The sequence below is a fragment of the Entomomonas sp. E2T0 genome, assembly GCF_025985425.1.
Lineage (GTDB): Bacteria > Pseudomonadota > Gammaproteobacteria > Pseudomonadales > Pseudomonadaceae > Entomomonas.
The window spans coordinates 1,776,426-1,790,351 of sequence record NZ_CP094972.1; the positions used below are offsets into that span (position 1 = coordinate 1,776,426).

Annotated in this window: 11 protein-coding genes; 2 read left to right on the top strand and 9 right to left on the bottom strand. The window is 34.3% G+C overall.

Annotated features, from left to right (window positions below):
• Position 1: 1 nt before the first annotated feature.
• Positions 2-712, bottom strand: coding sequence for an ABC transporter ATP-binding protein (locus MTZ49_RS08485; protein WP_264747858.1), 711 nt, complete (start codon positions 710-712; stop codon positions 2-4).
• Positions 709-1,275, bottom strand: coding sequence for a DUF2796 domain-containing protein (locus MTZ49_RS08490; RefSeq protein WP_264745122.1), 567 nt, complete (start codon positions 1,273-1,275; stop codon positions 709-711). The genes MTZ49_RS08485 and MTZ49_RS08490 overlap by 4 nt, the downstream gene beginning before the upstream one ends.
• A 349-nt stretch (positions 1,276-1,624) precedes the next feature.
• Between MTZ49_RS08490 and MTZ49_RS08495 the strand changes: the two genes are divergently transcribed.
• Positions 1,625-2,791 (top strand): type III PLP-dependent enzyme, encoded by a 1,167-nt coding sequence (locus tag MTZ49_RS08495; protein WP_264747859.1) that lies wholly within the window; start codon positions 1,625-1,627, stop codon positions 2,789-2,791.
• Between the two features lie 29 nt (positions 2,792-2,820).
• On the opposite strand, the gene MTZ49_RS08500 is transcribed toward MTZ49_RS08495, so the two are convergent.
• From MTZ49_RS08500 to MTZ49_RS08520, 5 genes are all read right to left on the bottom strand, one after another.
• Positions 2,821-6,213: a toxin VasX gene (locus MTZ49_RS08500; RefSeq protein ID WP_264745123.1), complete on the bottom strand. Its 3,393-nt coding sequence runs from the start codon at positions 6,211-6,213 to the stop codon at positions 2,821-2,823.
• A gap of 1 nt (position 6,214) precedes the next feature.
• Complete coding sequence (locus tag MTZ49_RS08505) at positions 6,215-7,090, bottom strand: DUF4123 domain-containing protein (protein ID WP_264745124.1); 876 nt, start codon at positions 7,088-7,090, stop codon at positions 6,215-6,217.
• Positions 7,090-9,246 carry a type VI secretion system tip protein TssI/VgrG gene (gene tssI / locus MTZ49_RS08510; protein ID WP_264745125.1) on the bottom strand — a complete coding sequence of 719 codons (2,157 nt, stop codon included), beginning with the start codon at positions 9,244-9,246 and terminating at the stop codon, positions 7,090-7,092. The genes MTZ49_RS08505 and tssI overlap by 1 nt, the downstream gene beginning before the upstream one ends.
• 529 nt (positions 9,247-9,775) lie before the next feature.
• The gene (locus MTZ49_RS08515; RefSeq protein WP_264745126.1) at positions 9,776-10,159 is read right to left on the bottom strand and encodes a hypothetical protein; all 384 of its coding nucleotides are present in this window, start codon (positions 10,157-10,159) and stop codon (positions 9,776-9,778) included.
• A gap of 18 nt (positions 10,160-10,177) precedes the next feature.
• Positions 10,178-11,020 carry a class I SAM-dependent methyltransferase gene (locus tag MTZ49_RS08520; protein ID WP_264745127.1) on the bottom strand — a complete coding sequence of 281 codons (843 nt, stop codon included), beginning with the start codon at positions 11,018-11,020 and terminating at the stop codon, positions 10,178-10,180.
• A gap of 181 nt (positions 11,021-11,201) precedes the next feature.
• Between MTZ49_RS08520 and MTZ49_RS08525 the strand changes: the two genes are divergently transcribed.
• The gene (locus MTZ49_RS08525) at positions 11,202-12,152 is read left to right on the top strand and encodes a PDR/VanB family oxidoreductase (RefSeq protein WP_264745128.1); all 951 of its coding nucleotides are present in this window, start codon (positions 11,202-11,204) and stop codon (positions 12,150-12,152) included.
• Between the two features lie 75 nt (positions 12,153-12,227).
• Here the strand turns inward: MTZ49_RS08525 and MTZ49_RS08530 are convergent, their stop codons facing one another.
• Both MTZ49_RS08530 and MTZ49_RS08535 read right to left on the bottom strand, forming a co-directional pair.
• Entirely contained in the window at positions 12,228-13,157 is a 930-nt protein-coding gene (locus tag MTZ49_RS08530; protein ID WP_264745129.1) for a cysteine ABC transporter substrate-binding protein, read from the bottom strand.
• A 9-nt stretch (positions 13,158-13,166) separates the two neighbouring features.
• Positions 13,167-13,913: an amino acid ABC transporter ATP-binding protein gene (locus MTZ49_RS08535; RefSeq protein ID WP_264745130.1), complete on the bottom strand. Its 747-nt coding sequence runs from the start codon at positions 13,911-13,913 to the stop codon at positions 13,167-13,169.
• Positions 13,914-13,926 lie beyond the last annotated feature (13 nt).

The window sequence follows — 13,926 nt, forward strand, 5'->3', positions numbered from 1 at the left end:
ATTAGACAGTATCCTTACCTTGACTTGTTTGGTTGAGATCAGGTAAGGAAAGGCAACGATCAAATAAGGGTGTTAAGGTTTGATCGTGACTGACAAATAATAAACTACTACCTGTTTTATCACATTCATTAAATAACAGCTTAATAAAACTTTCCCTAGTATCAGTATCTAAAGCAGAGGTGGGTTCATCGGCAATAATTAATTCAGGTGAGCCAATTAATGCTCTTGCAGCAGCTACACGCTGCTGTTGTCCTATTGATAACTGATCCGCACGTCGTAAAAATAATGTCTTATCCAAACCTAAATCAGTTAATAAAGACTTAGCCGCTTGTTGAATACTACCAAAGTGTTCATTAGCAACTTGTGTTCTTCGTTTAGAGAAATGACAGGGAAGTAGTACATTTTCTTCAACAGATAAAAAGGGCAATAGATTAAATTGTTGAAAAATATAGCCAATATGTTCAACACGAAATTGGTCTCTAGCACCAGAGGAAAGCATGGATAAATCTTGACCTAATAATTGAATAATTCCTTTATTAGCTTTCAAGACACCACCTAATAAACTTAATAACGTTGTTTTACCACTGCCAGAAGGGCCTTTTAAAAACAACTTTTCATTATAACCTAGTGTGAATTCAGCAATATCTAATAAAGTGGCTTGTTTAGGCCAAGCAAATTGTAAATTTTTAAGATCAATTAAGTTAGCCATTATTGAAGTTTAAATAATGGTTTTGCAGGGGTTAGATCTATTCCCTTCTGTCCATTATCGCTAATATATTGAATGGTTAACTTATTAGTATTAGGGAAATGTTTAAAGAAATAACTTAAATCAAGCTGATTGAGCTCAGTAATATTGGCACAAGTAAAGCTATAATTAGCTTCTATATCCAGATGAGTTAGTTTTTGCGCAATATTATTATTTATAGCCTGATTAACAAAAATAGGACTAATAATTTCCTTATCGATAAGGCTACATTTTGCAACAGTAGGAATGGCAAATAATATTAATGGATTATTAAGCTGTAGTTGTGCTTGAGATGCTAATGTCTTATCACTCTCTGTTGTAGGAATATGTTCAAATCCTACTAAATTAATAGCCGCAGAATCTAATCCTATTTCTAATGTATCATCACTAATAGCTATATTTAACTGTGCTCGACCATGCTCATGGGCTGTTAAACTGCCTTCATATACTTCATCATGAAAGGTTGTAGCCATTGCGGTAGATATTACTAAAGAATAGCAAAGAGAGCCTATTAATAAAAAACAACGCATATTATTTGCCCATGATCAATAAAGATTTGTTATGTTATATTATAACTATAAATAAAAACAATGTTATAAGAAAAAGCTCTTAATAAACAATTTATTATTCCAAATAAAGGATTACTTATACAAATTTCTTATTGATCTTAAATAAATTAAAGAATAAAGTTCGCATCCTGAACGCTCATGCTGGCAACGATCCATCCGGCTCAAGTACTGATGACGAGAGATAGCAGTTTTAATACTATATATTTCGGCGACATGCCTTGGGAAGTAGGCGATCCAAAGTGGGGATACTGATTAGGCGTTCATCCAGTAAAAATGTTTAATAATAAATTTGGAGTAACCCACAATGACCATGACTACTATTAAAGTAGAAGACTACTATGCGCCTGAAACTTTTAAACGCATTAAAGAATGTGCTGAACAGCATGACACCCCATTCGTTGTAATTGATACCAAGACCATTGCAAATGCATATGACCAGCTAGTAAATAACTTTCCCTTTGCTAAAATTTACTATGCAGTAAAAGCTAACCCTGCAGTAGAAATTACTCGTTTACTAAAAGACAAAGGTTCACATTTTGATATTGCCTCTATCTATGAATTAGATAAAGTGCTGGCGCAAGGTGTATCACCTGAAAAAGTAAGCTATGGCAATACTATTAAAAAAAGCAAAGATATTCGTTATTTCTATGAAAAGGGCGTACGTTTATTTGCTACAGATTCAGAATCTGATTTACGTAATATTGCCAAAGCAGCACCAGGTTCAAAAATTTATGTACGTATTTTAAGTGAAGGTTCAAGTTCAGCTGACTGGCCACTTTCCCGTAAGTTTGGTTGCCAAAGTGATATGGCAATGGATTTATTAATTTTAGCTAAACAACTAGGTTTAGTACCTTATGGAGTATCTTTCCATGTGGGTTCGCAACAACGTGAAATTGACGTATGGGATGGCGCTATTGCTAAGGTAAAAGTGATTTTTCAACGTCTTAAAGAAGAAGACAATATTGAACTAAAAATGATTAATATGGGCGGTGGCTTTCCTGCTAACTACCTACAAAAAACTAATGAATTAGAAATGTATGCCAAAGAAATCTTACGTTTTTTACAAGAAGACTTTGGCGAAGAGCTACCAGAAATTATCCTAGAACCAGGCCGTTCACTGGTAGCGAATGCAGGCGTGTTGGTAAGTGAAGTGGTAATGGTTTCACGCAAATCTAGAACCGCTGTAGAACGCTGGGTATTTACCGATGTAGGTAAATTCTCAGGTCTAATCGAAACTATGGACGAAGCCATTAAATTCCCAGTCTATACCGAAAAGAAAGGCGAGCTAGAAGAAGTCATTATCGCAGGCCCTACCTGTGATAGCGCTGATATTATGTACGAAAACTACAAATACGGCCTACCCCTAAACCTCTCAGCAGGTGACAGACTCTACTGGCTATCAACAGGTGCTTATACTACTAGCTATAGCGCTATTGAGTTTAATGGCTTTCCTCCGCTGAAGAGTTATTTTGTTTAAAAGGTTTGGGGTTTTAGCCCCAAACTTTATTAATTATCATTTATTGATTCAGGTATATTTTTTGTTTCAGTTAATAAGAGTCCTTTCTTATCAGTGTTCCTAGAAAGTAGTTTTGCATCTGAAAGTTTTGTGCTTTCAGACTTACTCTTATCAGGTCTTGACAGATTATAAATGTAATTAAGATCAAAGTTTTCATATGATAATGATATGTGAAATCCAAGAGAAGTATTTATATTTTTTGTTAAAGGAATCCAAGATCTACATATACGATGTTTATCATCTTTTGCATATATTGCATCCACTGTAAGGTCTGGTTGTTTAGTAGTAGTAATGATAGACTCAATGTCTCCTTTAAGATTTTCTATTATTATTATTTCTTTAGTGTCTTTACTATCTGTAGCTACTTGAGGAGGTCGATTTGGTAAAATGTCTTTACTGTAATCAAGATTAATCCAATTAGAGTATTCAATATTCAGTGTTTTGTTATTTTGCGCAAGAGGCGTACCATTTATACCATATTGAATAGTAGAGCCTTCAAGGTAGGAAGATAAATAAATATCCACCCAAACACCTACAATATTAGATTTGTCATTGTCTAATTCATAAATATGTTTATATTTTACTACTGGGCAAAGATGAATTTTATAGAGTTCAGTTAATTCTGTTTTTATATCATTATAGCCATTTTCATGTTTTCTCCAGTAACATTTTTTCATCCAAGCTTGCAGCTCGGTTCGATATGCAGAGTCAATAAAATATGAGCTTATAAGATATAAAATTCCTGCAGCAATTGAGAGTATTATTCCTATAGGGCCAGCTGTCATACCTGTAACTAAAGCAATTGTTGAAAGCGATACAGATACCATAATGGAAGCTATTTTTACACCATACCAGATTTGCTCTTCAGTAGTTTTTGCATCTTGATATCCGTTAACGAGATTGGGCATTTCATAAAGACTAACTAAGCATCCTATAAGTAAAACTCCCCTAGCAGGTGCTTTCATATACCAATCTAGACTATCCGCAGAAATTTTAATTTTTGAAGCCTTTTCATTTATTTTTTCAATAGCATCAATTTTTTTGTTAATGATAGTGTCTACTTTAAGGTATTTTGTTAGTGCATCAGTAATAATGGGGGTGTTTAATTTAATAATACTATCAATAATACTTATTGTTGAATTTGAAAGAATCAAAATATTTTTTGCAATAATATCAGTTGTCATTTTCTCTGATTTATATGCATCTATTAACTCACGTATAGCGATGCATACACTGGTTAATGCACATCCTAATGATATTACTGTGAATGCTGCATCCAAGTTTTTGGTAGTTTTTTCTAGGTCATTACTTCTTTTATTTATAGTTTTTAAAGTGTTTTGATGCTTTTTATCAAGGTCTTCTAATATCATTGCTGTAGGGAATTCTTTTAATTTTTTTTCTAATTTTTTGATTGCCTCAGTTCTTTGAGATATCCATTGTGTATAAAGCTCATTAAATTTTGCTCTAGACATTTTTTTCGTTTTTGAGCCTTGTGGAATTTTTGTATTTTTTTCAAAGTTAGATATAGGCAATTTAAGTATTTTGTTCCATCTTATAATATCTTTTTGAATTGATATAACCTCTTTTTTCCATTTTATAAATTCGTTAGAATTAGAGAAATAAGATATTGAAAAATTTTTAAATCTATTATCTAGTATTAAGCCAGTTATTGTATGTAAAGCTAATCCATTGCGTGTTATTAAGTTTGTTTGAATTATTTTTAATGTATCGTAATAAATATTTAAAGGTGCATTAGGATCATTTAAAATTTTCTCTAAAGTTTTAAATGCTAGATTAGCAATATTATTTGATTTAATACTTTGTGTTACCAAATTGTAAATATCTTTAGTAACAGTTGTTGTTTTCTTAATTTTTGAGCTAATATCCCGTATAGTTTTATAAATATCAAACTCAAAGTTAAAAGGCGACAAAGTTATAAAATGTTCTCTATGAAGTTCTACTGTGTCTTTTATCCATTGCCTACCACGCTCTACATGAGAAATATAAAAAGTAACCTTATGGCAAATTTCCTGTGCCATAGTTGCTTGCTTTATATCTATATTATCAAGACCAAAATCTACTAGAAGTGTTGCTGAGCTACCAATCCCCTCACAATACCCTATGTAATTAAGATAAGTAATGATATCCTCTACCCTACGATCAAGCTCATAAGTTGTTTTAGACCAATCTATTAAAGTGTTGAGCATATCGTCTAAATTTAGATCTTCATCAGCTATCTTTAAGATTTCTTTAATTGGTTTAAGATATTTAGTTTTAAGTTTAAAGCTTTCATTTATTTTATAATATTGCCTTAAAGTACGGTATTGCTCAATTACTACACTATCTAATCCTCTTATATGGTTTGTAATCTCTTTTAATAAAGAATAGCGCTTGTATAAGTTATTTTTTGTTTCTAATGGCATTACATCATTAATAATTTCTGAGAAAATCAGAGATATACAATGTTGAGCTATTTCAATAGCTCGTCTTCCTTCATCTGTTGTATATGCTATATCTTGAGCATAATAAGGTAAGATATTTAATATTAGATCATCAATAACTGCAAAAGGATCTTCAAGTATAGCGATCATATTTAAACTTTGATTAGTTTTAGTAGAATCTATTACCTCTCCTTGTCTTATTACTCTTTCAGACACTCTTTCTTTAATAGGCAGAGAAGGAGAGCTTTTTTTAGGTGACAATATACTTAATTTTGAAACTACGTCATTTGGTCTTTCAATAGTGGAAATACTTGTACTATAAAAAGGGTCCAAGCTTTTATCATCAGCGCGCTTTATATCAGAAACAAAAGTTGTGATCTCTTCTAATGGAATCATACGATCTAGCCAGTTTCCCTCTTCATAAGGAAATCCGTCACTACATAAAGTGGGGAGGTCGACTTTTTTTACCCAGCGATTATCTTCTAGAAATGAGCTTGAGGAAAACATATCTCCCTTTTTAAGCCTATCTGTTAGCTGCACTGGACAAAAGAATAAATATAAAATACTGCAGGCAGGGTATCTTATATAAGGTAGCGATGTTTGTTTTGTATCTTGTTTGATAAAAAAACTACCTTGTATTTTATACTCATCAAGTTGTTGTGTTGTTTGATCATAAACATATAACCAACCATCACGAAGCTGACGCATTGTGAAATGACGGGTTTTTAATTGATTATCAAATCGACTTGTGCGTTGGCATGTTCTACCTGTGTGTAGAGAATCTTCTTTTAAGCCAGTGTCATTAATGTTAATTAGATCATCAATTGCATAACGCACAGGAGTAATAATTACATCTAGACTATTAGTACAGCAAGCGTCAGTATTAACAGGAAGTTGACTGAAACTTTCAGCTAAATTGTTATAGTGTTCATTAGTATTCATTTTAAACTCCTGTAACTGAATTTGATAATTGTTGTATTAGAGATTGATAAAAATGCTGAATAGTAACCTCAGTAGGCAACCCTTTTTCTTTAGGATTCTGAGTGAACCATTCCTTATAAGGGTTATCTTCAATACGAGTAGCGAAGTCATAACCATAGTCAGCAGATAATTCAAACCACATGGCGAAGCTACGTTCGCTAATTAAGTTAAAAACCTCTGCTTCTTCATAGCAGTAGTCCATCCAATAACTAATTTGCTCTTCTGTCTTATTTTCAAAAGCATGGGCTTTATGTTCTTTTAGCCAATCATATAAGCGATTTTTAAAGCGAAAATCATTGGCTTTACTGAGTGCTTCTGTTTGTGGAGGAAGTAAAAAGTTAATAGCTGTTGTTAGCTTTATAGATTTTTCTGCTTTGGTAAATGTTTGCCATTGTGGTGTTTTATCGTTCTGCCAATGGGGAATAGGTTTTATCACTTGCCATTGTGTAATTGGTCCCATAATTTCGTTATGTACCTGCTCTCCATAACTATTAAGCCAGTGCCAAGTAATTAATGGATCAGCAAAACGAAATAGAGCATGACTGCCTGCTTCATCATCTACTACAAGAAATTGTTGTAAATGTTCGGCTATGGTATTGATATCTTGTGTGCTTTCTATAATGGAAGCAGTAATTGCCCAATCGTATTGGTTTATTTCTTGACGTAAATGAGATTGGTTGAGATTGCCCACTAGAATAGGGCCTATATCATAATTATCATGGTAAGGTGTGCCAATATACAGGGGCATTATTTTTAACCCTTGATAATTAGCATAAAGGTCTTTAATGGCTGTTTGCCTTAAAGCACCATCAATTAGAAGAAATTGATTAATTGCCATTAAGCATTCTCCTTCGCTTGAGCCGCCATTTGTTCACAAATCTCACAACGAGGTTTTAGTTGTAAAAGAGCATGGCGTTGCGCAAAAGGAGCTAGTGTTGGAGGAACAGCTTTTTCAATATTAAGAGGTAATAATGGACTAGCAGCAGTACCTGTCATAGGCGAACCACCTGTTACCATTGGAACAGAGGTAAAAATACCCGCAGGGTTTAATACAATATGCTGCCCGCCTGCTTTTAAAGTTAAAGATAACCCACCATCAATCACTATACTCATACCTGCTTTGATATGTATCTCTTGACCTGCCTCTGTGCTTGAAATAGTGCCAATAGTAGTGTGTTGGCTTTTAGCTACAGTAAGATGGTCATTAGCTAGAATTTGTGTTTTACGGTCTAGTTGCGTAAGGTGATGTTCTTCAGCTTCGTTCTTGGTATAACGATTTTTCTTAATCGTTTCACTGTGTTCATTATTAACTTGTAAATGACTATTGTTATTAACCTGTACGGTATGATTATTTTTAGTGAGTTGCTCAAAATCTTTTTGCGCTTGGATAAAGATTTGCTCATTACCTGCTTTATCTTCTATCCTAAGTTCATTAGAGCCAACACCCCCTTTAGAGGAACTGGTTTTAAAAACACTTTTGGTTTTATGGGCTGGTAACTCATAAGGAACTTTGTTAACCCCATTATGTAAACAACCCGTGATAATAGGCTGGTCAGGGTCACCTTCTAAATAATCGATCATTACTTCCATACCGACACGCGGTATGGTTACTGCACCATAACCATCATGTGCCCAACTAGAAGTAACACGGATCCAACAACTTGAACGCTCGTTATAATTACCCTCACGATCCCAATGAAACTGTACTTTAACACGACCATAATCATCACAATAAATTTCTTCACCTGATGGGCCTGTTACAATAGCGGTTTGACTCCCTAACACCTTAGGTTTAGGATGCAAACGAACAGGCCGCCATACTACTTCCCTTGGTGTCGCCACAAACGCATTACGATAACCTTGATTAAAGTTACTGGATGTAAATTGCAGTTGGTTGTTATTTAGTTCAGGAGAATTAATAATGACTTCAATTTTTGATGGCACAATGCTAGCCGCTGATGCCTCTCCACCAAAAGCCTCTAACACTTGTGGTTGTTTACCTTGGTGGCGGATAGTATTGACTAGCCAAGGGTCTTCTGTATCAGTACTGGGATGTTTATCAACGGTTAGGTAATAACCACTATGTAGGCAAGTAACGTCACTCTGTCCTTCAGCAATGAGATGATTGGTTCTTAAGCGTTCAATTTCGATATTAGCTAATTGTTCACCTCGTTTATTATCTACAAAGTGACCAGGGTAATCATAATATTCTAATGCAGGCTCAACCGCTTCATTGGCCTTTTTACTTTGTTTACCTTCAGCACTACCTGTAGGAATTTTGGCGCGTTTAAAATTATAGTCTCGCCAAGAGGCACTTTGGGTACGACTAGCCAAGCTAACGTCAAATTGTTTAATAACCTGTTTATCTGCCACAAAACCTGTATCAGATACATAACTAATGGCTTCAGCTAGAGAAGGAAAGATAGGCTGAGAATCACCGAATACCATCAAGTGCTGGGTAGAGTTATGCTCAAAATGAAAATGGATGCCTTCCTCCTCGCATAGACGATGGATAAAATGAGCAGTTGATTCATCGTATTGCACACAATACTCACGCTCAGGATAAGGCGTAGGGCCTAACCTAAACTCATGATGACTGCCCTCTAAAATACCAAACTCAGCTAAAACTTGACTAATAATTTGCGGTACAGTTTTATTTTGGAAAATTCGCTGATCAACATTCCTTTCCAATTGTTTAAAGCGAGGTACTAATATAATTTGGAATATAGCGTAGTGATTACTGATAGAGCCACGTTTAACGGAATCAATAATCCCATGGATTCCATTCTGCCCCTCTGGGTCGAATGCTAAAAAAGCGGGTTTATTGAGTAACTGAGTAATATCGTAGCGAATATGGTCATTAACTAAATTTATTTCAAACGCATAAGAATAGTTTAATGATTCAATACCCTCAAAGCTTAATACTTGTAGCCGAGTATTCTCGAGTCCATCTATAGTGATAGAAAAATGTGTTGTATTAGCAGGGTCAAACATAATCCATAGTCCTTGTAATAACCACTTATTTTTATTAGATTCCCACTTTTTTTAGGCAAAAAAATACCCATTTTCATTATTTAAAGTAACAATGAAATTAAAGTAAAAATTTATTCAAACGTTAAGTACAAGATCTTAAAAAACACCTTGAAGCATTTCCAAAATCTTAGAAGAGAAAAACAATTGACGACAAACCTAATTGCTAAAGCATCCCTTTATCAAGCATCTTACATTTTAATTAAGATTACTTTTATTCAGCAATTAGCATGCCATATAAATTAAAACATAATTATTTCAAACAGTTATAACCAACAAACATAAAAAAGTGTGATCTGCTTCAAATATTTGCATAAAAATAAAGCGTTTTAAAAATGACAATTAAATCTGTTGTATGACAAAAAACGTCACTTAATAACACAATTTTAATTTGTTACATGTAATCTTTATGGTTGTTATATGTGAAAATATGCCTAGTTATTTTTAGTGGAGTTACTTGAGCATTTATGCGCAAGTAATTGTTGGTGAAGTGTTATTTACAAACAGTTTTATCAATAGTAATTATAAGAAAAGGTGTTTCATTTTGTTGTCTATAAAATAGAAACTGATAAGAAATACCTTCATTAAGTGTTGTTTGGGTGTCTTCAATCTTACAAAACTCAGCTATATCTCTGTTGTATTCTTGTTCTATCATTTGTTTAGTAATGTTACTTTTAGTAATTTGAATATGATTTTTAAATATTCGTTGTTTAAGGTTGTAGTCAATGTCAAATACTTGGTAGCCTTCAACAATATCATAAGGCAGAGCATTATTTTTATCCGCAACTAGTTGTAAGAAAGTATCATCCCATTGATCAGCCATGCTATATAGAGGGAGTAACATAATAATGAGTAGAGTGATTAGTTTATTTTTCATAGGAAGTCTTCTAAATAGTTATTTCTGACAAATAAAGGTTTGTAGTTTCTCAGTAAAAATATCGCCTGTTGGCCATTGAGTATGCGTTAGTTTGTTAATGCTAATCATGCCAGCTTCTTGAAATAATCGTTGATACGCTAAGTCGGTATAGGCTTTCATGGAGCTACCATATTCTATTGTTTGGTTATTTACAGTATCAATTATATAGTAGCGTGTGGTAGCTGTTGTTTGTTGCTCATTCCAGAAATGTTCTTCTAGGCAAATATGAGGAGAATCTAAAAATAGTCCTGTTTTATACGACTGCCAAGAAGCTGTCTGTTGGCCATAAGTTAATATAGCTTGATAAGTATGTGCTTCAATTAATAGATACCCATTTGGGGTAAGGTATTGGGTTATATTGTTAAGTAGAGCTTTAATATCAGTTTCTTTAAAGACATTAAACTCACCAAATGTCATCATAATAAGATCAAACCGATCTGTAGGTTGATAGTTGCGAATATCAGCTAATAGATAGTTTATATTAAGATTATCTTGTATAGCTTGTTGCTTGGCATATTCAATAGAAGCAGGTGAGAAATCAACAGCAGTACATTGATAACCAAGTTTCGCTAAACGCTGAGTATAAAAACCAGGTCCACAACCTAGATCAAGTATTTTAGATTGTTTATTGGGTAATTGTTGGCTAATCCAAGCGATATGTTGATCGATGATTTTATAACGACGACTTGCCCAATCATGTTCTTGTGAAAGATGGTTCTCTAGCATTCGTTGACTAAATGCTGGTTCATTCCAAGGTATTTTCTCACCTGTTTGCCAAGGAGTAGGAGGAGATTGCCTATTAATAATAGTAGTTAGGTTCATCAGAATATTGAGCTCAAAGTCATTGAGTAGAGGAATAAAGTTACTGATATTGTACTAAAGTTGTATAATAAACGTGTTTATAGGTAATGGTAAGTTCTTATTAAGAATAATTAGTTTTTGTATTTTTGTCTAAATATTCTTATTCACTATTAGTAGCTAAAAATAAAGGTAAAATAAAATTATGTCAGAGTTTCAAACAGCTTTTGTGCGTGGCTTACGCTATGAGGCTAAAAATATTATTAGTATTGAGTTAGCACCTACAGTAGGTACGCAGTTTCAATCTTTCGAAGCAGGGTCTCATATTGATTTACATTTACCCAATGGTCTGGTGAGAAGCTATTCATTATTAAACTCTCCAGAAGAAAAAGATTGTTATGTATTAGGTGTGTTGTTAGATGGCAATAGTAAAGGTGGTTCTACCTATATTCATAAGGAACTTAGAGTAGGGCAGGAGCTACAGATTTCTAAACCACGTAATAATTTTACCTTAGATGAAGCAGCAAATCACAGTGTATTAGTAGCAGGTGGTATTGGTATTACACCTATTTATTGTATGTTAGTGCGTTTATTAACATTGGGTAATTCAGTAGAGTTAATTTACTGTGCGCGTAGCCGACAAGAAGCGGCTTATCTTGATCAGTTAGAAAAATTGAATGTAAAAATTACATGGCATTTCGATGATGAGAAAGCAGGTATACCAAACCTTGAGCAATATTTAGCAGGACATGATAAAGATGTGCATTTCTACTGTTGTGGTCCTGTGGCGATGTTAGAAGCTTTTGAAGCAGCCTGTCAAAAGTTAGGTTATGACAATAGTCATGTAGAGTATTTTGCTGCAAAAGAAATAGTAGAAGCAGAGCAAAGTCATGCCTATGTGGTGGAGTTAGCTAAGTCAGGGATGATTTTAGATGTGCCAGCAGGTGGTTCTCTTATAGAGGTTTTAGAAACAGCCGGTGTGTTAGTGAATACTGCTTGTCGTCAGGGTATTTGTGGCGCTTGTGAAACTAAGGTGCTAGAGGGAATGCCAGATCATCGTGATAGCGTACTAAGCCCACGTCAAAAGGCGGCTAATGATGTGATGATGGTATGTGTGTCTGGGTGTAAGAGTGATAAGTTAATACTAGATTTATAGCAACAGCTATCATAGATATTATTCATAATAAAAAAGCGACTCAAGGGTCGCTTTTTTATTGGTTAACAGCAGTTATTATTCTGCTGTTTCTTCAGCTTCATCGTTAGTTGTAGGCACTTCAGCCATATTTAAATTACTGGTGTCAATGACTACATTATTAGGATCAATATTGTCACCATAGAAAGGTTTAACAGTTTTATCGTAAGCCTTATGGAAAAACTCTTCATTTTGCAGTTTACCGATTTCTTCATTAACCCAGTTTAATAATTCAACATTGTCTTTTTTAACTGCTGGTGCAATCACATCATCTTCACCTACTTTATGTAAGGCTACTTCAAAATCAGGGTTATTTTTAGTCCATGCATAAAGTAATGTATTGTCATGAGCTAAGCCTACACCACGACCATCTTTAAGTGCAGCAAAGGCTTCTGAGTTATGGTCATATTTCTGCAATTTAACATTAGGGTAATGTTTGGCAAAATAAGTTTCAGCAGTAGTACCTTTATTAACAATCAGTACTTTGCCATCTAATTGTTCAACATCGGTAATAGCGCCAGTTTTAGGAGAAACAACACCTATTGCTGTTTTCATATAAGGTTTGGCAAAATCTACTTGGGTAGCACGCTCAGGTGTCACTGTAAAATTAGCTAGCGTAATATCTACTTTATTAGAGGTAAGTACATTAATGCGATTTTGTGCTTCAGTAAGCACAAATTTCACCTTATTTTCATCACCTAGTAAATCTTTAGCAAGGCGTTTAGCTAGTTCAATATCATAACCTTGGCTATTGCCTTCTTTATCAACATAACCAAAAGGTGGTTTATCACTAAAAACCGCTACGCGTAGCTCTCCACGATCTTTAATGGCTTGTAGGCTTGAGGCAGAAGGAGGTTGTACGTTATCAGTTTCAACAGTTGGTTTATCACTGTCGCCACAAGCAGTTAAAGCAAAACAAAGAATACTGCTGAGGAGTAAGCCTGTGGTTTTTTTAGTTAATAATTTCATTATTGCTCCTTAAAAATCAAATACAGTCAAAAATTGTTTAGCACGTTCTGTTTGAGGATCTGTAAAGAAGGCTTCAGGTTCAGCCATTTCTACAATTTTACCTTGATCCATAAAGACAATTCTATTAGCCACACGTCTAGCAAAGCTCAGTTCATGAGTAACTAGAATCATGGTCATCCCTTGTTTGGCTAAATCTTGAATAACTTCTAGTACCTCTCGAACCATTTCAGGATCGAGAGAGGCAGTTACCTCATCAAAAAGCATAATTTCAGGATTCATGCAAAGGGCACGAACGATAGCAATACGTTGTTTTTGACCTCCTGATAGTTGTCTAGGATAAGCTGTTTTACGATCAATTAAACCAACACGGGTAAGTAACTCATCGGCTTGTTGCATAGCTTCAGTTTTAGCGCGTTTTTGTACTTTTAATGGACCTAATAAAATATTATCAATCACATTCATGTTAGGAAATAAGTCATAGCTTTGAAAAACCATGCCTACTTTTTGCCTTACTTGAATCCATGAGGTGGTAGGGGTGTTAAGTTCAATATTATCCAGTTTAATAGAACCTTGTTGAATACTTTCTAGGCCGTTTAAACAACGTAATAGGGTTGATTTACCACAACCTGAAGGGCCAAGTATGGTGACTACTTCGCCTTTCTGTACAGAGAGATCAATACCTTTTAGCACTTCACGTTCACCAAAGCGTTTATGAAGATCGGTTATTGCTAATAGTGTTTCAGTGTTATCAATCATATTTAAAGCCCGA

Bases quoted from the DNA above. Each gene is read 5' to 3' on its own strand.
- MTZ49_RS08490 (WP_264745122.1), bottom strand. From the start codon at position 1,275: ATGCGTTGTTTTTTATTAATAGGCTCTCTTTGCTATTCTTTAGTAATA.
- MTZ49_RS08495 (WP_264747859.1), top strand. From the start codon at position 1,625: ATGACTACTATTAAAGTAGAAGACTACTATGCGCCTGAAACTTTTAAA.
- MTZ49_RS08500 (WP_264745123.1), bottom strand. From the start codon at position 6,213: ATGAATACTAATGAACACTATAACAATTTAGCTGAAAGTTTCAGTCAA.
- MTZ49_RS08505 (WP_264745124.1), bottom strand. From the start codon at position 7,090: ATGGCAATTAATCAATTTCTTCTAATTGATGGTGCTTTAAGGCAAACA.
- tssI (WP_264745125.1), bottom strand. From the start codon at position 9,246: ATGTTTGACCCTGCTAATACAACACATTTTTCTATCACTATAGATGGA.
- MTZ49_RS08515 (WP_264745126.1), bottom strand. From the start codon at position 10,159: ATGAAAAATAAACTAATCACTCTACTCATTATTATGTTACTCCCTCTA.
- MTZ49_RS08520 (WP_264745127.1), bottom strand. From the start codon at position 11,020: ATGAACCTAACTACTATTATTAATAGGCAATCTCCTCCTACTCCTTGG.
- MTZ49_RS08525 (WP_264745128.1), top strand. From the start codon at position 11,202: ATGTCAGAGTTTCAAACAGCTTTTGTGCGTGGCTTACGCTATGAGGCT.
- MTZ49_RS08530 (WP_264745129.1), bottom strand. From the start codon at position 13,157: ATGAAATTATTAACTAAAAAAACCACAGGCTTACTCCTCAGCAGTATT.
- MTZ49_RS08535 (WP_264745130.1), bottom strand. From the start codon at position 13,913: ATGATTGATAACACTGAAACACTATTAGCAATAACCGATCTTCATAAA.